The organism is Subtercola vilae (assembly GCF_004923255.1).
GTDB classification, from domain to species: domain Bacteria; phylum Actinomycetota; class Actinomycetes; order Actinomycetales; family Microbacteriaceae; genus Subtercola; species Subtercola vilae.
On sequence record NZ_QYRT01000014.1, the window covers coordinates 70,907 to 91,877 of the forward strand.

Consider the following 20,971-nt stretch of genomic DNA (forward strand, 5'->3'; position numbering starts at 1 on the left):
GCGCGGTGCGGCCCTCGTCGGGGAGAATAGACGCTGTGTACGTCGTTCTCTCCGAATCCCCCCGCGGCGTCTTCACCCTCACCTATCTCACCGACAGCGGCGAGAACGACCCCGAGCAGCCGAGCGAGACGTACGAAGAGGCAGAGCTCGCGGGCGCGGTCGAAGCACTGGAGCTCGAACGCCCGCGTTGGGTGTGGGCCGACACGGGCATCCGGTACCCGGGCCTGCTGGCGCACGGAGTTCGGGTCGAACGTTGCCATGACCTGCGGCTGACACACGCCATTCTGCGGGCGTCGAGCCTCACGGCCGCGTCTGCGTTGGCTGCGGGGCCGCGCTCGGCGTGGGATGCTCCGCTCATGCCGAGCGATGGTGTGCCTGGCTCGGCGAGCAGCCGGGCCGGGCAGACGGCGCTGTTCGACGGCATTGGTGGGGCTGTGCCGCAGGCGGGCGGCGTTCTGAGCGGCGGCGGCGGAGGGGTCGGCGATTCTGGGCAGGAACCCGACGCCGTGGGCGCGGCCGAAGTGAACCGGCTGGTGGCGGAGTTCAGGCTGCAACTCGATGCCATCCGTACCGCCACCGAACCCAACCGGCTGCGGCTGCTGCTCGCCGCTGAGTCGGCCGGCGCACTCATCGCGGCTGAAATGTCGCACGCCGGGCTGCCGTGGCGCGAAGACGTGCACGACGCGCTGCTGACCGAACTGCTCGGCGAACAGGTCGCACCGGGGCTTCGCCCTGCTCGCCTCGAACAGCTCGCCGTCGCGGTGCGCGCCGCGCTCGGCACGCCCCAGCTGAACCCCGACTCCCCCGCCGACCTGTTGCGGGCGCTGCGTTTTGCCGGGCTGATGGTCACCACCACCCGGTCGTACGAGTTGCAGTCGATCGAGCATCCGGTCATCGCGCCCCTGCTCGAATACAAGAAACTCTCGCGCCTGCTCAGTGCGAACGGATGGTCATGGATGGCCTCCTGGGTCACCAATGGTCGATTCTCACCCGACTACGTTCCGGGCGGCGTGGTGTCGGGGCGCTGGGCCACCCGCGGGGGCGGGGCGCTGCAGTTGCCCAAGCAGGTTCGGCGCGCGGTCACTGCCGACGACGGATGGGTGCTCGTGGTGGCCGATGCCGCCCAACTCGAGCCGCGCATCCTCGCGGGCGTGTCGGGCGACACCGTCATGGCGGCGGCCGGCCGGGGCACCGACCTCTACGCCGGAATCGTCTCGGCGGGCGCACTCGAAACCCGCGCGCAGGCCAAAGTTGCGATGCTCGGAGCCATGTATGGTGCCACCACCGGTGAGAGCGGGCGACTCTTGCCGCGGCTGGCCCGCGCGTTTCCCACCGCTTTGCGTTATGTCGAAGACGCCGCCCGTGCCGGCGAACGGGGCGAAGTCGTGACGTCGCGATTGGGGCGCAGCGCACCGCGCCCCAACGAGGAATGGTGGGAGGCCCAGGCGCGGGCTTCGGAGGGTACCCCCAACGAGCGCGCCCAGCAGTTCGCCCGCCAGCAGGCTCGCGACTGGGGCCGCTTCACGCGCAACTTCGTCGTGCAGGCGAGCGCCGCCGACTGGGCGCTCTGCTGGATGGCAGACCTGCGGCGACGGCTCGCCGACCTTGCGCCCGCAGACGACGCGGCGCTCGACGAGCCACTGCTCGATGATGCGCCCCTCGCCGACGCGGCGCAGGATGCCGAGCTTTCGTTCGACGATGCAGCCCCGGATGCCGTCCCTTCGCTCGACGCCACCACACCACACGCCGACCCCTCGCTCGACGGCATCTCCACGGCCCCGACTGCAGCTGCGGGCAGCGACGACGCCGTCACCCACGCGCTCGAACTGCTCACCGGCGACAACTCTGCCGCTTCGCTCGACCCTGTCGCCGCTGCCGCTGCCGCGAAGGCGCTCGAATCGGCGCGCCGGGCGGCCGTCGAAGCGGAGATCACCGAACGCGAGCGTCGCATCGCCGCCCCCTCTCCCTTCAAGGCCGCCGACCCGGTTGCCGACATGGCCAGGCGCCTCGCCGAGCTGCGCTCCTCCGGCGCGAGCGTTCGCCCGGTCGCCCTCCACTCCGAGCCCGCTCCCGTCGTAGCCCCAGCCCCTGCCGTAACGGCACCGCCGTCAACCAGCACTCCGCGAACTCCCCCGAGGCCCCCGTCTGGCCCGTCTGGCACGTCTGGCACGTCTGTCCCGTCTGGCCCGTCTGGCCCGTCGCAGGCCCGGCCGACACCACCCGTCATTGACGTGCCACCGTCGGGCCGACCCGTCTCAGCTCCCACGACCACTGCGGGCCGGGCCGCCAAGCCGTTCACTCACGCCCCGCACCTCGTGTTCTTCCTGCACGACGAACTCATCGTGCACGCCCCCGCTGAACTCGCCGACGCGGTGGCGGATGCTCTCCGCGACTCAGCCGCAGCCGCCACCCGCCTGCTCTTCGGCGCGTTCCCCCTTGACGTTCCGCTCGACGTCTCCATCGTCGCCAGCTACGCCGACGCCGACTGACGCACCCGCTAGCCCACCAACTCAGCCAAGTGCCTGCTTCACCGAATAATCGGCCGAAACTATGTCGTTCGGGTCGGCACCAACTTTCACGAGCACAGTCAAGTCACCCTTTTCGAAACCAGTCACGTCACCACCGATCACAGTGAACGCTGTGCCACCGAACGAGAAGAAACGTTCTCCGGTAAAGTCCGTGGCAACGAACCCGGCCGCCGTGAATTGCGAGTTCACTTGCGCATTCGCTTCGTCAACGCTCATCGCAGGTAGCACCTGCACCGACCACGTCACCTCGTGCTTACTCGACTGCGTCGATGCGTTCAGAATCCTGGCACCGAGCACAGGCACCACTTGTCGACTGATAATGCCCCGGCCCCGAATCATCCCCGTTCGCGTTGAGCATCGTCATGACCGGGCCAGCGAATGCAGCCACCAAGATGATGCCGATGACCACTGTGAACGCCACGACTACGCCGACGATAACAACAGCGGGACTCGTGATTGGCCTTCGACCTGGCGCGCCGTTCACACAAAGCTCTTCTCTGCCACGCCGGCAGCGGCAGGCGCGGCAGGGTCGCTTGCCGAGGGGGCGTACCGGGTGACCTCGTACGCGGCGATGGTGCGGTGCTGGTGGTCGACGCCGATCACGAGGATGATCTGGTCGTCGCCGCGCGTGAAGCCGAGGCCGGCGCCGCCCACGATGTCGAACTGTTTGCCGTCGAACGTGCCGAAGCGATTGCCGGCACTGTTGAGGTCGGACTCGGTGAACCCGGCCCCGGTGAGCTGGCTCACGACGGCGTCGGCATCGGTGGCGTTCGGGAGCACCACCGCGATCACCCAATCGGTCTCGACGTCATCGGAGTCGGTTGTACCGGCGAGGATCTTGCCGTCGGCGATGGGAATGTCGGAGGGAAAGTTGCCGGGCAACGCCCCCACGCTCACGTGTCCGCCCGATGTGAGCCCGACGATGCTGTTGATCGGGTTTGAACACCCGGTCGCAACCCCGGCCGTCACCAGCGCAGCCAGCACCGAGAGAACGATGTGGGCGCGGCGGCGGGCGGGTCCGCGCAGGCGGCCCTGCCTAGAGGCGCTCACGACGAGGCCTTGTCGATGAAGTAGACCGCGTCGGTGTTGCCCTTGTCGTCAGTGCCGACGCCGACCATGACAGAGTAGGCACCTCGAACGTAGCCAGTCGCCTGCGCGCCGACCACATCGAACGCTGTTCCGTCGAAGGTACCGAACCGATTGCCCTGGGAGTTCAGATCACTGGCCACGAAGCCCGCGGCAGTGAGCTGAGCGTCGATAGCGGCTACGGCGGCAGCGGCACTGGGAATCGCTGCACCCGGCGCTGACGCTGACGGCAGCACCGCGCATCCGGTCAGAACCAACGGCGCCAGGCCGAGCCCGAGGGCCGACCCGACGTTCAGCCGATGAGCACGCGCGATCGGCGTGCGAACACATTTCGGCCCCTTAGGCCGACGTTTACTGAGAATCACTCACTCACTCTACGCCGCGCGTCTGCACGTGACAACTGCTCAGCTATCACGCCGGCCGGGCCTGTACAACGACAGACCCCCGCCGCACGAGCCGAAGCGCGTGGGGCGGGGGTCTGGTGAAGCGGGGCGGGACGCGCTACGCGTTCGCGTTCTGCGACTTGACGCGCGACGCGCTCCGCTGGCGAGCCTGCGCGGAGAGCTCGACCTTGCGGATGCGAACCCATTCGGGCGTGACCTCGACGCACTCGTCTTCGCGAGCGAATTCGAGCGACTCTTCAAGTGTCAGCTTGCGCGACGGCGTCATGCGCTCGAACGTGTCAGAAGTGGACTGGCGCATGTTGGTCAGTTGCTTCTCTTTGGTGATGTTGACGTCCATGTCGTCGGCGCGCGAGTTCTCGCCGATGACCATGCCTTCGTACACCTCTTGGGTGGGCTCCACGAAGAACGACATGCGCTCCTGCAGGTTCACGATGGCGAACGGCGTGACGACACCCGAGCGGTCGGCCACGATCGACCCGTTGTTGCGGGTGACGATGGCGCCGGCCCACGGAGCGTAGCCGTGTGAGATGGCGTTGGCGATACCGGTACCACGCGTGGTGGTGAGGAACTCGGTGCGGAAACCGATGAGCCCACGCGACGGAACGATGAACTCCATGCGAACCCAGCCGGTGCCGTGGTTCTGCATGGTCTCCATCATGCCCTTGCGGGAAGCGAGAAGCTGGGTGATGGCACCGAGGAACTCTTCGGGCGCATCGACGGTCAGGTGCTCGAACGGCTCATGCGTCTTGCCATTGACCTGCTTGGTGACCACCTGCGGCTTGCCGACGGTGAGCTCGAAGCCCTCGCGGCGCATCTGCTCGACGAGGATGGCGAGAGCCAGTTCTCCACGACCCTGCACCTCCCACGCGTCGGGGCGACCGATGTCGACGACCTTCAGCGAGACGTTACCGACCAGCTCGCGGTCGAGGCGGTCTTTCACCATACGGGCCGTGACCTTCGAGCCCTTGGTGCGGCCGATCATCGGCGAGGTGTTGGTACCGATGGTCATCGAGATGGCGGGGTCGTCGACCGTGATGATCGGCAGCGGCCGAACATCGTCGGGGTCGCTGATGGTGTCTCCGATGGTGATCTCGTCGATCCCCGCGATGGCCACGATGTCGCCGGGGCCAGCCGTCTCGGTCGGGAAGCGCGTGAGCGCCTTCGTGATCAACAGTTCGGTGAGCTTGACGTTCTGAACCGAACCGTCGTGGCGAACCCAGGCGACCTGCTGGCCCTTTTTGATGTGACCGTTGAAGATGCGCAGCAACGCGAGGCGGCCGAGGAACGGCGACGCGTCGAGGTTGGTGACGTGCGCCTGCAGGGGCAGATCGTCGTCGTAGGTGGGAGCCGGAACGTGCTTCAAGATCGCTTCGAAGAGCGGCTCGAGGTCGTCGTTGTCGGGCAGCGTGCCGTTCTCGGGCTTGTTGTTCGATGCGGCACCGTTACGCCCGGAGGCATAGACGATCGGCACGTCGAGCACCTTGTCGAGGTCGAGGTCGGGGTGGTCGTCAGACATGTCGCTCGCAAGGCCGAGCAGAAGATCTTGCGACTCTGCGATGACCTCGTCGATGCGGGCATCCGGCCGGTCGGTCTTGTTGACCAGCAGGATGACCGGAAGGTTCGCCTCGAGCGCCTTGCGCAGCACGAAACGCGTCTGCGGCAGCGGGCCCTCAGACGCATCGACGAGCAGAACGACACCGTCGACCATGGAGAGGCCGCGCTCGACCTCACCACCGAAGTCGGCGTGGCCCGGAGTGTCGATGACGTTGATGACAATGGACTTGCCATCGGCGTGCTTGCCGCTGTAGAGCACCGAGGTGTTCTTCGCGAGGATCGTGATGCCCTTTTCGCGTTCAAGGTCATTCGAGTCCATCATGCGGTCTTCGCCCTCAAAGTGGGCGTCGAACGAGTTGGTCTGCTTGAGCATCGCGTCGACAAGAGTGGTCTTGCCGTGGTCGACGTGGGCAACAATCGCTACGTTACGTAGGTCATCGCGGGTGGCTGACGCCATGGATGATCGTCCTCAAAGTAATGCGGACTCAATCTGTAGGCGAGCCCGACGAAATAAACGGGTGGGGGCAACTACGCCCGGGTTGCCGACGCAAAACTTAGACCCCCAGAGCAATACCAGCCCCGGGAATCGCATTCAGCAACTCTTTAGTGTATTCCATACGCGGGTTGTCGAACACCTCATCGGTCGTAGCGGTCTCAACGATCTTGCCGCGCTGCATGACACAGACGTTGTCGGCGATCACCCGCACGACCGCGAGGTCGTGTGTGATGAAGAGATACGTGAGGTCGAGTTCGGTCTGAAGGTCTGACAGCAGCTGCAGAATCTGAGCCTGAACGAGCACGTCGAGAGCCGAGACGGCCTCGTCGAGAATGACGATGTCGGGCTTCAGCGCGAGCGCACGAGCGATGGCAACGCGCTGGCGCTGCCCTCCGGAGAGTTCGTTCGGGTACCGGCTGGCCAGGGCCCGCGGCAGTGAGACCTGTTCGAGAAGCTCGAACACGCGGTCGCGGCGCGACTTCTTGTCGCCCACCTTGTGGGTGTTCAGCGGTTCACCGATGGTGTTGCCGATGTTACGCAGCGGATCGAGCGAACCGTACGGGTCTTGGAAGACCGGCTGCATCTTGCGGCGCAGGTCGAGCAGAGCTTTACCCTTCAAAGGTGCCGTGTTCGTTCCGTCGATGCGGATCTCGCCGTGCGTGGCGTCTTCGAGCCGCAGCAGCATCTTCGCCACAGTCGACTTGCCAGAGCCGGACTCCCCCACCAGCGCCGTTGTGGTACCGCGCTGAATACTGAACGACACGTCGTCGACGGCCGTGAACGCCTCTTTGTTGCCGCGGATCTTGTAGACCTTGGTGAGGTGCTCGACGACGATGGCGTCTTCGCGCTTGGGCGCAGCTGCCAGCTGGCCGGCCCGCGCCTCTGCCGTCTCGATGAGGTCGAGACCCTCGGTCACACCGGTGGCCGAGTAGTCGAGCTCGGTGAGCTTGTGGGCCGACGACTGGATGCGCCGCGAGGCGAGGCTCGGAGCCGCGGCAACGAGCCGCTGAGTATAGGGATGCAGCGGGTTCGCCAGAATCTCCTTCGACGGGCCCGACTCCACAACCTGGCCCTTGTACATCACCACGAGGTGCTCGGCGCGCTCGGCGGCCAGACCCAGGTCGTGGGTGATGAACAGCAGTGCGGTACCCGTGTCACGGGTGAGCTTCTCGAGGTTGTCGAGAATGGTGCGCTGCACCGTCACGTCGAGAGCAGACGTGGGCTCATCGGCTATGAGCAGCTTGGGCCTCGACGAGAGACCGATACCGATGAGCACGCGCTGACGCATTCCGCCGGAGAACTGGTGTGGAAACTGCTTCAGGCGCTTCTCTGCGTCACCGAGGCCGGCTTCTTTCAACACCTGGATCGCGTGCTTCTTCACGTCGGCCCGGCCTTGTGCGATGCCGTTGGCCCTGATGGCCTCCTGCACCTGAAAACCGACGCTCCACACCGGGTTGAGGTTCGACATCGGGTCTTGCGGCACAAAACCGATGAGCTTGCCCCGCACCTCCTGCATCTGCTTCTGGGAGAGCTTCGTGAGGTCTTGGCCGTCGAAGAGAATCTGGCCGCCCATGATCTTGCCGGAGCCGGGCAGCAGGTTGATGATGGCGTGCGCGGTGGTCGACTTGCCTGACCCCGACTCGCCCACGATGGCCAACGTCTCACCGGCGTGCAGAGTGATGTTCGCCCCGCGCACCGCCGGAATGACACCGCTCTGCGTCTGGAAACCGACCTGCAGGTTCGTGATCTGAAGCAGTGGCACCCGGGCATCCGTACCGGAGGAATCAGGCGTTCTGGGAGAAGGGGTACTCATCGAAGGGCTCTCGCTTTCGGGTCGAGTGCGTCTCGAATCACTTCACCCATGAGGATGAACGCGAAAACTGTGATCGACAGAGCAAGCGACGGGTAGATCAACGTCTGCGGGTTGGTGCGAAGGTCACGCTGGGCCTGGTTGATGTCGTTGCCCCACGACATGATCGAGCTGCCGAGACCGACACCCAGGAACGACAGGGTGGCTTCGGCGACGATCGCTGCGGCGAGGGAGATGGTCGTGATGGCGATCACCGGGGCGATGGAGTTCGGCAAGACGTGTCGAAGCAGAATGCGAAGGCTCGAGACCCCGAGGGCCTCGGACGCCATCACGAAGTCGGCGTTCTTGACACGGAGTATCTCTGCTCGAAGCACACGGGCAGTCGCCGGCCAGGCGAAGAGCCCGATGGCGAGTGAGATGGTCCAGACGCTGCGGTAGTTGACGAGCACCGACATGATGACCACGGCGGCCAGGATGTAGGGAATCGAGAAGAAGATGTCACCGATGCGCGAGAGCACGGCGTCGACGACTCCGCCGTAGAACCCGGCGAAGGCTCCGAACACCAGACCGAGCACGGTGGTCAGAACGATGACGATGATGCCGACCGACAGCGACGTCGAAGTGCCGTTGATGATGCGCGAGTAGACGTCGCAGCCCTGCTTCGTGAAGCCGAGTGGATGCCCGGCGGTGGGCCCACCGTTGCTGTTGAGCAACTGGCAGTCGTTGTTGGGCAGCACACTCGTGAACAGCCACGGAAAGAGCGCGACGACCACGACGAGGATGATCAGGGCACCCGAAACCCAGAACGTGGGGCGGCGCCGGGCGTCACGCCAGGCATCGATCCAGAGGTTGCTGGGCTTGTCGGCGACGTTGACGACGTCGATGGCGACGAGAGGCGTCTCTTCGAGCGGCGCTACGAAGTGCGAGGCCCCGGGCTCGGAGGCGGTCACGGGGTGTTCGAAAAGGTCATTTGACATAGCGGATCCTTGGGTCGAGCAAGCCGTAGAGCAGATCGACAATGAGGTTGACGATGAGGTAGAGCAACACCATCACGGTGACGAACGAGACGACCGTGGGGCCTTCGCTGCGGATGATCGCCTGGTAGAGCGTGTTGCCGACGCCCGGAACGTTGAAGATGCCCTCTGTGACCGTTGCCCCGACCAGCAGAACACCGAAGTCGGTGGCCAGATAGGTGACGACGGGAATCAGAGAGTTGCGCAAGATGTGCACCGGAACGATGCGATTGCGACTGAGGCCCTTGCTGTACGCCGTACGAACGAAGTCGAGCCCCGATGTCTCGATCACCGATGACCGAGTCAGGCGCACGATCTGCGCGAAACTGATGCTCGCCAGCACGAGCGCCGGCAGGATCAGGTCTTGAACCGGCGCTCCGGTTCCGACGGTCGTTCTGGCCCAGCCGAGCTGCACCCCGAACACATACTGCCCGACGAAGGCGATCACGAAGATCGGCAGCGAGATCAGGATGAGGCTGACGACGAGCGACGACGCATCGAAGAGCTTGCCTTTGCGAAGGCCCGAGATCAGGCCGACGACGATGCCGAACACCGTCTCGAAGAACAGCGCGATCACAGCGAGCCGAAGGGTGACGGGGAACGTGCGGAGCAGGATGTCGCCGACGGGCTGGCCCGAGTACGAGATTCCGAAGTTGCCCTGGAAGATTCCGCCGATGTAGATCAGGTACTGAACGATGAAGGGCTGATCGAGGTGGTACTGCGCACGGAGCTGGGCGACGAGCGCCGGGCTGGGTGTCTTGTCGCCGAACAGGGCGAGGATCGGGTCTCCCGGCATTGCGAAGACCATGAAGTAGATGAGAAACGTTGTTCCGAAGAAAACGGGAATTGCCTGCAACAGGCGCCTGAGAATATATCCGGCCATAGAAGTTCAGCCTCGAGACGAGAGGTAAGTGCGCATACGGGTAAGTAGACCTTATCGAGAGTCAAACCAAAAGGGGCGACAGCGTGAAGCTGCCGCCCCTTTCGGTTGGCGGGAGAGACTAGCCCTTGGTGATCGCGTAGTACAGCGGAACTGAGTTCCAGCCGAACTGAACGTTCGACACGCCCGTGGCGTAGCCGCCCGTCACGTTCGAGTACCAGAGCGGAATCGCCGGCAGGTCTTTGAGCAGGATGACCTGAGCGTCTTGGTAGTCCTTGATCGCTGCGTCTGTCTTAGTCTCTGAAGCGGCCTTCGTGAAGAGGGCGTCAACGGCCGGGTCGCTGAAGTGACCGTCGTTGGAGCTGGCACCGGTCGCGTAGAGGGGCGTGAGGAAGTCGCTGACCGCCGGGTAGTCGGCCTGCCATCCGGTGCGGAACGCGGTCTCGATCGGCTTGGTCTTGTCTGTGACCAGCGAACGGAACTGGGCGAAGGTCGGAGTGGGCGCGCCCGCTGCGTCGATGCCGAGAACGTTCTTGACGCTGTTCGCCACGGCGTCGACCCAGGCCTGGTGAGGCCCATCGGCGTTGTAGGCGAGCTGGAACGTACCTGACCACGGCGAGATGGCGTCAGCCTTGGCCCACAGCTTCTTCGCGTCGTCAGCATTGTAGGTCAGCACCGAGTTGTTGCTGAGCGAGTCGGTGTAACCATCGAGCACGGGCGACGTGAAGTCTTTCGCCGGGGTGCGCGTGCCGTTGAAGATCACCTTGGTGATCGTAGGGCGGTCGATGGCTTCAGAGATCGCCTGGCGGCGGAGCAGGCCTTCTGCACCCTGGAAGTGCGGAGCCGAGGTACCGATGGTGAACGACTGGAACACGGCTGAAGGCTGGTTGATCGCACGCGAACCGAGGTCGTTTGTGAACGTCGAGATGGCCGAGTCGGGGATCTCGTCGATCACGTCGACGTTGTTGGCCTGCAGGTCGGAGTACGCGGCGTCGGCCTGAGCGTAGAACTTGAAGGTCACCCCACCGTTCTGAGGCTTGCGACCACCGGTGTAGGTGGTGTTCGGAACGAGATCGATCTGCACGTTGTGCTGCCATGCCGAAGCAGAAGCCAGCTTGTACGGGCCGTTGCCGATCGGGTTCTGGCCGAACGCGGTCATGTCTTTGAATGCGTTGGCCGGCAACGGGTCGAACGCCGTGTAGCCGAGCTGCAGCGGGAAGTCTGACTGCGGAGCCGAGAGCTTCACGGTGAAGGTCGTGGCGTCGACGACGGTGAGGCCGGTGAGGGGGCTGCTCGCCGCGTCGTTGTAGCCCTCGATCGGTGCGAAGAACGACTGGTTGACCTGGGCGTTGCTGGTCAGGGCGCCGTACTGCCAGGCATCGACGAACGACTTCGCGTCGACCGCTTCGCCGTCGCTGAACGTCTGGTTGGCCTTGATCTTGATCGTGTAGGTCTGCGAGTCGTTCGTGGTGATCGAGTCGGCCATGTCGTTGATCGGCTTGCCGGTTGCGTCGTAGTACACAAGCCCAGCGAAGATGGAGTCGACGATCTTGCCGCCACCGGTCTCGTTGGTGTTGGTGGGAATCAGCGGGTTCTGGGGCTCAGAGCCGTTGGTCGTGATGATGGCCGTGGTGTTCGCGGTGCTCGCAGGCGTGCTGCTGCCTGACGAGCATCCGGTGAGTACGAGTGCGCTGGCTGCGGCCAGGGCGACTGCGCCCACTCCAATACGTCTGATTTTCAAGGTTTCCTCCTGTGCAAACTGGGCAAATCAAAATCACGACTTGTGGCCGGGAAATCGAATCGAATGTGTCGCTCGCGACGCGTGTGAAAGCACCGCAAATCGCGCACGCCGAGATGATCGGAACGCACGATGACTACGGAGTACCCTAAAAGGGGGCGCAGTGCTTCACCAAATGCGTGTGAAAAAAGTTACATACTAGAAACTAAAATCACCGAATTGTTGTGCTCTATGCACAATCTTTGTGCATTCATAAGTTTCAACGCAAGAAAGCAGCGCCATGACCGAGACCCCCTCACCGACCTCTGCATCACTCGCAGAGCAGCCGATGAGCCGTGGCCAGGTGGGCTTCGAAATCTTCATCGTGCTCGGTCTGTCGCTGGGCGCATCAGCGGTCTACGCGGTCGTTCAGCTCATCGATCTACTGACCCGCGCCAAACCTCTCGGCTCCCAGTCGACCGCGCTGAATGGCGACCTGAACGACCGTGCCGGGTTCGATCTCACCTATCAACTGCTCGGCATCTTCTTCGCGATTCTCCCGGTGGTGCTGGCGTTCTACCTACTGAAGCTCTCGGGCAGCAACCCGTTCGCCCGCCTCGGCTTCACCGCCAGCCAGCCTCTCTGCGACCTCCGCCGCGGGCTGCTGCTGGTGGTCGTCATCGGCGTGCCGGGCCTCGCGTTCTACCTGCTCGGCCGTGCCGTGGGCATCACGGTGAACGTGACGACGCAGCCCGAGAGCACGTACTGGTTCACGATTCCGGTGCTCATTCTGTCGGCCCTGCGGGCGGCACTCACCGAAGAACTCATCGTTGTCGGGTTTCTCTTCGAGCGCCTCGGCCGGCTCGGCTGGCACAAATGGGTCATCATCGCCAGCACAGCGGCCCTCCGGGGCAGCTACCACCTCTACCAGGGCTTTGGGCCGTTCGTGGGCAACTTCGCCATGGGGGTGCTGTTCGGCTGGCTCTACACGCGCTGGGGCCGCACGGTTCCGCTGGTGATCACGCACTGGATTCTCGACATCGCGTCGTTCGTCGGCTACGGGCTCGCCGTGGCCCTGCTGCCCGGCCTGTTCACGGCGTCGTAGGTTCAACGGCGTCGTAGGTTCAACGGCGTCGTAGGTTCAACGGCGTCGTAGGTTCAGTCGCGCTTGCCGCGCACTCCCCGTACCACCAGCGCCACCACGCCCAGCACGATGACCGCCGCCGCGCCCACGAGCAGCAGCGAGAGCGTCTGCATACTGGGCCCCTGTGCGGCGGGGGCCGACGCCGAGGTGGCGCTCGGCTGGGGCGTGAATACCGGTACGGGAGGCGCGCTCGTGGCGGTATTGGTCACCGAGATCTTCACGAGTACCGTGGCCACCTCGTTCGGCCTCGACGAAGCGAACGAACAAACCAGACCGGTCTGGCCGAGGGGGAACACCGCGGTTGCATCGACCTGCTCCCCCGCGATGCTGCAGCCTGTCATGGTGAGGCCTTTCGGCAGCACGGGCGTGAGGCTCACGGCCGTGCCCGCCGTCGTGGCGGCCACGGCGTCGACGGTGGGCGGCAGGATGCCCGCGCCGGTGAAATCGGCCCCCACGATGCGTGTGCCGCTGAAGTCGGCCCCCGTGATGACGGCCCCCGCGAATGTCGACGCCTGAACGTCGGCTTTCGCGAAGTTCGTACCGGTGAGGTTCGCCCCGTCGAAGTCGGACTGCGCCAGGTGCTGCCCGCTCAGGTCGACACCAGGGCACTGGCTGCCGCCGGCAACCGGCCCGTTGGCGCTGCGGTTGATGATGCAGCCGTCGTGCGAATAGACGGGGTCGGCCAGCATCGGCCCAGCCAGCGCGCCCGCCGCGAAAGCGGGCGCGCCCCCGAACAGCACGAGAACAAACGCGGCGGCGATGCCGGCGAACAGTGTGGTGCGCCTGGTGCGGCGAGAGTGTCGAGTCATCACACTCAATGATAGAGGAATGATTTTTTCTCGTTTGCGTTTTATTCGAAGGCCTCCGGCGGTGGGCACGCGCAGAACAGGTTACGGTCGCCGTAGGCCTGGTCGATGCGCCGCACGGGCGGCCAGTACTTGCTCCGCACCAGGCTGCTGACGGGGTACACAGCGGTCTCGCGGCTGTAGGAGTGCATCCAGTCGCCCACCACCACCGATTCGGCCGTGTGCGGGGCGTGCACGAGCGGATTGTCGTCTGCCGGCCACTGCCCGGCAGCGACGGCGTCGGCCTCGGCCTTGATCGCGATCATCGCGTCGATGAACCTGTCGATCTCGGCCAGGTCTTCGCTCTCGGTCGGTTCGACCATCAGTGTGCCCGCGACCGGGAAGCTCATGGTCGGCGAGTGGAACCCGTAGTCGACGAGTCGCTTCGCCACATCGTCGACCGTGATGCCGGTGGCCTCGCGCAACGGCCGCAGGTCGAGAATGCACTCGTGCGCCACCAGACCGTTGTCGCCCGCGTACAGCACGGGGAAGTGCTCGCGCAGCCGGGCCGCGACGTAGTTCGCCGCGAGCACCGCCGCAGCCGTGGCGTCTTTCAGGCCCTCGGCGCCCATCATGCGAACGTACGCCCAGCTGATCGGCAGGATGCTCGAACTGCCGTACGGTGCAGCCGACACGGCCCCGCCGCCGTGCACCACACTCGAGCCGCCCCTGGCGGGATGCTCGGCGTTCTGGGCGAACGCGTGCCCGGGCAAGAAGGGCGCGAGGTGCGCCTTCGCGGCCACCGGCCCGACACCGGGCCCGCCGCCGCCGTGCGGGATGCAGAACGTCTTGTGCAGGTTCAGGTGCGAGACGTCTCCGCCGAACTCACCGAACCGCGCGAACCCGAGAACGGCGTTGAGGTTCGCGCCGTCGACGTAGACCTGGCCCCCGGCCTCGTGCACCAGCCGGCAGATGTCGACCACGTCGTGCTCGTACACCCCGTGGGTCGACGGGTAGGTGATCATCAGGGCCGCGAGCGTGGCCGAGTGTTCGGCGATTTTGGCTCGCAGGTCATTACCGTCGACATTGCCGAGTTCGTCGCACGCGACGACGACGACCTTCATGCCCGCCAGAACGGCCGAGGCGGCGTTCGTGCCGTGGGCGCTCGAGGGAATGAGGCACACCGTACGAGCATCGTCGCCCCGCGAGCGGTGGTAGCCGCGGATGGCCAGCAATCCCGCGAGTTCGCCCTGGCTGCCGGCGTTGGGCTGCAGCGACACCGAGTCGTACCCGGTCACGTCGGTGAGCCACGCCTCGAGCTGGTCGATGAGGGTGAGGTACCCCTCGACGTCGTCGCGCGGGGCGAACGGATGCAGCCCGGCGAACTCGGGCCAGCTGACAGCCTCCATCTCGGTAGCCGCGTTCAGCTTCATGGTGCACGACCCGAGCGGAATCATGCCGCGGTCAAGCGCGTAGTCGTAATCGGCGAGCCGCTTCAGATAGCGCATCATGCTCGTCTCCGAGCGGTGCGTGTTGAAGACCGGGTGCGTGAGGTACTCGCTGGTGCGCCGAAGCGCGGCAGGCAGGCGCGTGAGCGATTCATCGGGTGCCTGGCCCGGCGACGCGGTGATGCCGAAGGCTGCGCCGGCAGGGGCTCTATCGCCGACAACGGCACCCGGCGACGCAGCAACACCGAACGCCTGCGCAACCCGGGCGATGTCGTCGGCAGTGGTGGTCTCGTCGACCGAGACGCCCACGATCGACTCGTCGACGAGCAGCAGGTTGACGCCGAGCTCCCGTGCGCGTGCCACGACTGCGGATGCCCCCGCCTCGGCCACTCGCACCTGAACGGTGTCGAAGAACTCGTCGTGCACCGGGGTGAAGCCGCCGCCCTCGAGCAGCCGGGCGAGCTCGGCGGCCCAGGAGGCCGTCTGCCGGGCGATGGCCTTCAGCCCCTCGGGGCCGTGGTAGACCGCGTACATGCCGGCCATGACGGCGAGCAGAACCTGAGCCGTGCAGATGTTCGAGGTCGCCTTCTCGCGGCGGATGTGCTGCTCGCGGGCCTGCAGGCTGAGACGGTAGGCGCGGTTGCCCACCGCGTCGACGCTCACGCCGACGAGCCGGCCGGGAAGCTGGCGCTCGAGCCCCTTGCGCACCGCCATATAGCCCGCGTGGGGCCCGCCGAAGCCCATGGGCACACCGAACCGCTGGCTGGTGCCCACTGCGACGTCGGCACCGAGCTCGCCCGGGGAGGTGACCAGGGTGAGCGCGAGCAGGTCGGCCGCCACAACGGCCAGCCCTCCCCCGGCGTGCACCTTCGCGATGACCTCGGCCGGGTTCCAGATGCGCCCCGAAGCCCCGGGGTACTGAATGAAGACGCCGAACGCGTCGGGCAGGCCCTCTGGGTCGGCCGCTGCGAGGTCGATCTCGACGAGGTCGATGCCTACAGCTTCGGCGCGCGACGCGAGCAGTGCCTTGGTCTGCGGCAGGGCATCCGCATCGACGATGAACGGCGAGGTGGGCGACTTGCTGGCGCGCCGGGCGAGCAGCATGCCCTCGACGACGGCCGTGCCCTCGTCGAGCATCGAGGCGTTCGAGGTGACGAGGCCAGTGAGCTCGGCGACCATCGTCTGAAAGTTGATGAGCGCTTCGAGCCGGCCCTGCGATATCTCGGGTTGGTAGGGCGTGTACGCCGTGTACCAGCTCGGGTTCTCGAAGACGTTGCGCTTGATCACGGCGGGCGTGATGGTGTCGTAGTAGCCGAGCCCGATCATCGAGCGCTTGACCGAGTTCTGGTCGGCGAGCTTTCGAAGCTCAGCCGACACCTCCCGCTCGCTGGCGGGCGGTGGGATGATCGAGGCCGGCCCGTTCGCATCGACGAGAATCGACGGCGGAACAGCGGCCTCGACCAGTTCGGTCACCGACGTGTAGCCGAGGCGCTCGAGCATGACGGCCTGGGCGGCCTGGTCGGTGCCGATGTGGCGGGCCTGAAAGGGAATGCTCATCAGTGTGCAGACTCCTCGTCGCCAAGCAACGCCTGGTATGCCGCGTAGTCGAGCAGTTCGGGCAGCGCCGTGAACTCGACCCGAATGAGCCAGCCCTCGCCGAACGGGTCGCTGTTCACCAGCTCAGGCGCGTCTTCGACGGCCGGGTTCTTCTCGACGACCGTGCCGTCGACGGGGGCGAACAGCTCGCCGACCGACTTGGTCGACTCGATCTCACCCACGATGGCGCCATCGGCGATCACGGTTCCCGCGTCGGGCAGGTCGACGTAGACCACGTCTCCCAGCTTGTCGGCCGCGTACGAAGTGATACCGATGGTGGCGGTGGGCGCCGCGCCGTCAGCGGCCGGTTCGAACCGAACCCACTCGTGCTGCGCCGTGAACTTGAGGTCGGAGTAGTCGGTCACGATAGGTCTCGCTTTCTGCTGTAGAACGGAATCTCGGTGACGCGGTAGGCGAGGCGCTTGCCGCGGATGTCGATGCTCAGAGGGGTGTCGACACCGGCGAAGGCCGGGTCGACGTACGCCATCGCGATGGGCACGCCGAGCGTCGGTGACAGGATGCCGCTGGTGACGACCCCGATCGGTGTACTCGCCGCGTCGCTCTCGAACAGCTCGTAGCCGGCGCGCGCGGCCCGTTTGCCCTCGGCGATGAGGCCGACCAGAACGCGGGAGGCTGTCGTGCCGGCACCGGCGCCGGGCTCCGGCGTGCTCTCGAGGGCCGTGCGGCCGACGAACTCGCCCTTCGTGAAGTTCGGCACACGGCCGAGCCCTGCGTCTGCGGGCCTGGTCTCGAGCCCGAGTTCGTGCCCGTAGAGCGGCATGCCAGCCTCGAGCCGCAGAGTGTCGCGGGAGGCGAGGCCCGCGGCGACCATTCCAGAAGACTCACCGGCATCGACGAGTGCGGCCCACAGCTCGGGCGCGGCGTTCGGCGCGATGTACAGCTCAAAACCGTCTTCACCGGTGTAGCCGGTTCGTGCGACGAGTACCGGATGCCCGCCGAAATGCGCCTCGACCGACCAGTAGTACCGCAGGGCATGCAGCGGCTCGACATCGAGTACCGCCTCGACGATGCCCCGCGACAGCGGGCCCTGAACCGCGATCAGCGCGGTCTCGTCACTCACGTCACGAACGTCGACGTCGAAACCCGTGGCCCGCTCGCTCAGCGCGGCGACGGCCGCCTCGTGATTGCCGGCGTTGGCGACCACCAGAAAACGCTCGTCACCCGTTCGATAGACCACGAGGTCGTCGACGATGCCGCCCTGCTCGGTGAGCAACAGACTGTACTTCGCCTGACCGAGCTTGGTGGCAGAGATCTTGCCCGCCAGGGCGTAGTCGAGAAACCGTGGGGCGTCGATACCGGAGACGAGAATCTCGGCCATGTGCGACAGATCGAACAGGCCGGCGGCCGTGCGAACGGCATGGTGTTCAGTCAGATCGCTCGAGTACCGAACCGGCATCTGCCACCCCGCGAAATCGGTGAAGCTCGCGCCTGCCGCGACATGTTCGTCGTGAAGTGGCGAGAAGAGGGGGCCAGCGGTCATGAGTTCTCCTGATCGGTGCCGACCTGTGCAACAACAACGTTGAGCGACAGGCGGCGATAGGTCACAGGCTTCGAAACGAAGCCCGAGAACTCTCCCTCTGTCATGGTGCCTGAGAGTTTCACCGGCCACCCGCAGGGTGAACCGGCTTTCACCGTGGGCGAGCCTCGTCGCTTCAAGCGACGTGCTTCTTTTCAGAGTGGCCAGTTCAACGCGGTACACGAACCTGAGAGATTATTGGAGAGAATTGCTCCTTCGGTGCCCGGCGACTGGTGCCAGGCTCTCCCGCGCCGACCTAACGGCCAACAGTATTCAGTTGTGCAGTGCAACTCAAGCCTAGCGGCCCCGGCCGCTGAAGTGGTGATTGCGCAGTCGCCGGGTCACCCAGACGACGAGGGCCGAGAGGGCTGCGAGGCCCCCAATGGCCACCCCGACCGCGACCGGCAGAGCCAGGCTCGAGTGGTCGGTCGCTTCGGCGGGAACAGCCGAGAGAATGGTCATGGTCGGCCGCGGCAGTGCGGTCGCACTGCCAGCGGGTACCGGCGCGTCTGACGCGAGCGGCGCAGACTGACCCGAACTGCCGGCCGCGGCGCCGGTTGAGGCAGACCCAGTCGAACCAGCGGAGTCGGAGCCTGTCGAACCGGTCGGGTCGGTGCCGCTGGCGCCGCTAGGAGAACCTGCTGCAGCGCTCGAGGTCGTGCCAGACCAGTCGTCGCCGCACCCTGGAGCCTCCGCAAGCGAGGGGGCTGCCATCGTGACGGCCGACGGCTGCCAGCTGAACGTGAACGCCCCTTCGACCGGATGCCCGTCAGATGACACCACGTGCCAGAGCACCGAGTACACCCCTGCTTCGCCCAGCGCGACACTCGTGCTGGCTGCCGCACCGTCTGTCGTCACGCAGCCGGATTCGTGGTGGCCGCCCGAGGCATCCGTGACCTGGATGAGCGCGTTCTGCACCCCACCCACCGAAGTCAGGTCGTCGCTGAACGTGATGTTCACCGCACTCAGCGAAGTCGTCACAACTTCACCCGCAGCCGGCGTCGACGACTCGATGGTGTCGTGCGCGAAGGCGGGGGCCGCCTGTGCCCCGGCGAAGAGAACACCTGCCAACAACCCCACGACGACCAGGCGCCGCGAGTCGAGGGAGTAAGTTCGCACGTCTAAAGATAACCGCCCGCACCCGGCACAGAAGGGCCGATCGGGCAGACACTCAGCGGACTGGCGGCTGGGCGAACACCCTCACACTTCTTCGTCGGGCCAGGTGATGTTCAGCGCTTCTTCTGCGGCGATCGTGAACTCGATCAGGTCGGTGAGCAGCTGCTCGGCGGTCTCCGCACGCAGCAGCGCGATCTGGTCGATCGGGCCGAGGGGCGAGATTCCCGCGAGTTGCCAGACGGCCGCCACCGGGTCTTCTGAGAGAACGAGGTCGGGCGGCCACTGCTGCAGGCTGTACTCGGCGGCGAGCGCAAGGGTACGGCGCACCACGAGCTCGGCGTCGTCGCGAAGCGACTCGAGTGCGGCATCCCACTGCAGCTCGGGCAGTTCGCGCACCGTGGCCGCGGGGTACGGGTCTTCAGCGAGCCACTCACCGACGACCACCCGTCGTTCACCGACGGCTACCAGCGTGACGAACCCCTCGTCGGTGTCGAGTTCGATGATCTGGGCCACGGTTCCGGTGCTGAAACGCTGCTCACCGCCGCCCACCTCCTGCCCGCGCTCGATGAGCACGACGCCGAACTCGGCGGGGTCGAGCTCGAGAATGTGCGACAGCATCGTGAGATATCGCTCCTCGAACACCCGCAACTGCAGGGGCATGAAGGGGAACAGTACCGACCCGAGCGGAAACATCGGCAGGGTCGGCTCGCTCATGGGCCTATCGTACGTCTCGTGCCCGCAGCAGGTCAGGGGGCCACGATCATTTTTCCTACGTTCTCACCGTGCATCATGCCGAGGAACGCCTCGAAGGCGCGGTCGATGCCGTGCACCACGGTCTCGTCGTAGACGATCTCGCCGGCAGCCAACCACGGCTGCATCTCAGCCGCGAAGGCAGGCGCCAGGTGGTAGTAGCTCGGCATGGTGAAACCCTGCAGCGTAAGGCCACGCGTGATGATGTTCGTCAGGTGCCGCACGCCCGGGTCGTCGCCGACCGAGTTGTAGCCGCCCACCGAGCCGCAGAGCGCCGCTCGGCCGCCGTCGTTGAAGACCCGCAGTGCCGCCTCGAGGTGGTCGCCGCCCACGTTGTCGAAATAGACGTCGATGCCGCCGGGAGCTGCGTTCTTCAGCTGGCCGGCCACATCGCCGTCACGGTAGTTGAACACGGCGTCGAAGCCGTACTTGCCTTGCAATAGCTCGAGTTTGGCCGCCGTGCCCGCGCTGCCGATGACGCGGGAGGCGCCCTTCAGTCGGGCGATCTGGCCCACCATCGTGCCCACTCCCCCGGCGGCGCCCGAGACGAACACCACGTCGCCCTCCCTCACCTTGGCTATCTGGGTGAGGCCCACCCAGGCGGTGATGCCGGTGAGGCCGAGTGCTCCGAGGTACACCGAGAGGGGATGCCCGGGCACCGGCGGCGCCGCCCTGAACTCCCGCTCGGGGCCCTGCGCCACATCGCGCCAGCCGAGCTGGTGCTGCACGGTGTCGCCGACGGCGAACCGCTCGGAGCGCGACGCGGTCACCCGGCCGACGGCGGCACCGGTCATCGGCTCGCCGAGCTCGAAAGGGGGCACGTATGACCGGCCCGCGTTCATCCGGCCGCGCATGTACGGGTCGACCGAGAGAAACTCGTTGGCCACGCGCACCTCGCCCTCGCCGAGCTCGGGCAGGTCGACGGCGACGCGTACGACGTTCTCGCCCGTCGGTTCGCCGCTGGGGCGGGAGACAAGGTGCCACTGGGTGCTGGTGTTGCTCGTGCCGGTGTTGCTCGTGCCGGTGTCGTTGTTGCTCGTGCTCGAAGTCATGCCTCAAGTATCCTCCCGCGCCCCACCCACTCGATGGGTGGGGGTGGGGTGGGGT

General features: G+C 65.8%; 17 protein-coding genes and 2 riboswitches. Of the genes, 2 read left to right on the plus strand and 15 right to left on the minus strand.

The window, feature by feature from the left end:
* Positions 1-35 precede the first annotated feature (35 nt).
* Positions 36-2,489, plus strand: a complete 2,454-nt coding sequence (locus D4765_RS19670; RefSeq protein WP_237280343.1) for a bifunctional 3'-5' exonuclease/DNA polymerase — start codon at positions 36-38, stop codon at positions 2,487-2,489.
* A 21-nt stretch (positions 2,490-2,510) separates the two neighbouring features.
* On the opposite strand, the gene D4765_RS09400 is transcribed toward D4765_RS19670, so the two are convergent.
* From D4765_RS09400 to D4765_RS09435, 8 genes are all read right to left on the minus strand, one after another.
* Complete coding sequence (locus D4765_RS09400; protein ID WP_136642032.1) at positions 2,511-2,774, minus strand: hypothetical protein; 264 nt, start codon at positions 2,772-2,774, stop codon at positions 2,511-2,513.
* A gap of 234 nt (positions 2,775-3,008) precedes the next feature.
* Positions 3,009-3,578 carry a hypothetical protein gene (locus tag D4765_RS09405; protein WP_136642033.1) on the minus strand — a complete coding sequence of 190 codons (570 nt, stop codon included), beginning with the start codon at positions 3,576-3,578 and terminating at the stop codon, positions 3,009-3,011.
* A complete protein-coding gene (locus D4765_RS09410) occupies positions 3,575-3,979 on the minus strand; it encodes a hypothetical protein (protein WP_136642034.1) in 405 nt (134 codons plus the stop codon). The genes D4765_RS09405 and D4765_RS09410 overlap by 4 nt, the downstream gene beginning before the upstream one ends.
* 136 nt (positions 3,980-4,115) lie before the next feature.
* Positions 4,116-6,029 (minus strand): translational GTPase TypA, encoded by a 1,914-nt coding sequence (gene typA, locus D4765_RS09415; RefSeq protein ID WP_136642035.1) that lies wholly within the window; start codon positions 6,027-6,029, stop codon positions 4,116-4,118.
* Positions 6,030-6,126: 97 nt separating this feature from the next.
* On the minus strand, positions 6,127-7,881 hold the full coding sequence (locus D4765_RS09420; RefSeq protein ID WP_136642036.1) for a dipeptide ABC transporter ATP-binding protein: 1,755 nt from the start codon (positions 7,879-7,881) through the stop codon (positions 6,127-6,129).
* Complete coding sequence (locus D4765_RS09425) at positions 7,878-8,855, minus strand: ABC transporter permease (protein WP_136642037.1); 978 nt, start codon at positions 8,853-8,855, stop codon at positions 7,878-7,880. Before D4765_RS09425 ends, D4765_RS09420 begins: the two co-directional genes overlap by 4 nt.
* Positions 8,845-9,774 carry an ABC transporter permease gene (locus D4765_RS09430; RefSeq protein WP_136642038.1) on the minus strand — a complete coding sequence of 310 codons (930 nt, stop codon included), beginning with the start codon at positions 9,772-9,774 and terminating at the stop codon, positions 8,845-8,847. The genes D4765_RS09425 and D4765_RS09430 overlap by 11 nt, the downstream gene beginning before the upstream one ends.
* A 118-nt stretch (positions 9,775-9,892) precedes the next feature.
* Complete coding sequence (locus D4765_RS09435) at positions 9,893-11,512, minus strand: peptide ABC transporter substrate-binding protein (RefSeq protein ID WP_136642039.1); 1,620 nt, start codon at positions 11,510-11,512, stop codon at positions 9,893-9,895.
* Between the two features lie 277 nt (positions 11,513-11,789).
* Here D4765_RS09435 and D4765_RS09440 point away from each other — a divergent pair, with 277 nt between their 5' ends.
* The gene (locus D4765_RS09440) at positions 11,790-12,593 is read left to right on the plus strand and encodes a CPBP family intramembrane glutamic endopeptidase (RefSeq protein WP_136642040.1); all 804 of its coding nucleotides are present in this window, start codon (positions 11,790-11,792) and stop codon (positions 12,591-12,593) included.
* Positions 12,594-12,646: 53 nt separating this feature from the next.
* On the opposite strand, the gene D4765_RS09445 is transcribed toward D4765_RS09440, so the two are convergent.
* From D4765_RS09445 to D4765_RS09475, 7 genes are all read right to left on the minus strand, one after another.
* Complete coding sequence (locus D4765_RS09445) at positions 12,647-13,441, minus strand: pentapeptide repeat-containing protein (RefSeq protein ID WP_136642041.1); 795 nt, start codon at positions 13,439-13,441, stop codon at positions 12,647-12,649.
* Positions 13,442-13,482: 41 nt separating this feature from the next.
* A complete protein-coding gene (gcvP, locus tag D4765_RS09450; protein WP_136642042.1) occupies positions 13,483-16,422 on the minus strand; it encodes an aminomethyl-transferring glycine dehydrogenase in 2,940 nt (979 codons plus the stop codon).
* Positions 16,422-16,826 carry a glycine cleavage system protein GcvH gene (gene gcvH, locus D4765_RS09455; protein WP_136642043.1) on the minus strand — a complete coding sequence of 135 codons (405 nt, stop codon included), beginning with the start codon at positions 16,824-16,826 and terminating at the stop codon, positions 16,422-16,424. Before gcvH ends, gcvP begins: the two co-directional genes overlap by 1 nt.
* Positions 16,823-17,962 (minus strand): glycine cleavage system aminomethyltransferase GcvT, encoded by a 1,140-nt coding sequence (gene gcvT / locus D4765_RS09460; RefSeq protein ID WP_136642044.1) that lies wholly within the window; start codon positions 17,960-17,962, stop codon positions 16,823-16,825. The genes gcvH and gcvT overlap by 4 nt, the downstream gene beginning before the upstream one ends.
* Before the next feature lie 93 nt (positions 17,963-18,055).
* Positions 18,056-18,161: riboswitch (glycine riboswitch) on the minus strand.
* Positions 18,162-18,163: 2 nt separating this feature from the next.
* A riboswitch (glycine riboswitch) is annotated at positions 18,164-18,257 on the minus strand.
* A 38-nt stretch (positions 18,258-18,295) separates the two neighbouring features.
* The gene (locus D4765_RS09465) at positions 18,296-19,117 is read right to left on the minus strand and encodes a copper resistance CopC family protein (protein WP_161580402.1); all 822 of its coding nucleotides are present in this window, start codon (positions 19,115-19,117) and stop codon (positions 18,296-18,298) included.
* Positions 19,118-19,198: 81 nt separating this feature from the next.
* Complete coding sequence (locus tag D4765_RS09470; RefSeq protein WP_237280344.1) at positions 19,199-19,828, minus strand: LON peptidase substrate-binding domain-containing protein; 630 nt, start codon at positions 19,826-19,828, stop codon at positions 19,199-19,201.
* Between the two features lie 32 nt (positions 19,829-19,860).
* Positions 19,861-20,916: an NADP-dependent oxidoreductase gene (locus D4765_RS09475; protein WP_136642046.1), complete on the minus strand. Its 1,056-nt coding sequence runs from the start codon at positions 20,914-20,916 to the stop codon at positions 19,861-19,863.
* Positions 20,917-20,971: the final 55 nt, after the last annotated feature.

Bases quoted from the DNA above. Each gene is read 5' to 3' on its own strand.
- typA (WP_136642035.1), bottom strand. From the start codon at position 6,029: ATGGCGTCAGCCACCCGCGATGACCTACGTAACGTAGCGATTGTTGCC.
- D4765_RS09420 (WP_136642036.1), bottom strand. From the start codon at position 7,881: ATGAGTACCCCTTCTCCCAGAACGCCTGATTCCTCCGGTACGGATGCC.
- D4765_RS09425 (WP_136642037.1), bottom strand. From the start codon at position 8,855: ATGTCAAATGACCTTTTCGAACACCCCGTGACCGCCTCCGAGCCCGGG.
- D4765_RS09430 (WP_136642038.1), bottom strand. From the start codon at position 9,774: ATGGCCGGATATATTCTCAGGCGCCTGTTGCAGGCAATTCCCGTTTTC.
- D4765_RS09440 (WP_136642040.1), top strand. From the start codon at position 11,790: ATGACCGAGACCCCCTCACCGACCTCTGCATCACTCGCAGAGCAGCCG.
- D4765_RS09445 (WP_136642041.1), bottom strand. From the start codon at position 13,441: ATGACTCGACACTCTCGCCGCACCAGGCGCACCACACTGTTCGCCGGC.
- gcvP (WP_136642042.1), bottom strand. From the start codon at position 16,422: ATGAGCATTCCCTTTCAGGCCCGCCACATCGGCACCGACCAGGCCGCC.
- gcvT (WP_136642044.1), bottom strand. From the start codon at position 17,962: ATGACCGCTGGCCCCCTCTTCTCGCCACTTCACGACGAACATGTCGCG.
- D4765_RS09470 (WP_237280344.1), bottom strand. From the start codon at position 19,828: ATGAGCGAGCCGACCCTGCCGATGTTTCCGCTCGGGTCGGTACTGTTC.
- D4765_RS09475 (WP_136642046.1), bottom strand. From the start codon at position 20,916: ATGACTTCGAGCACGAGCAACAACGACACCGGCACGAGCAACACCGGC.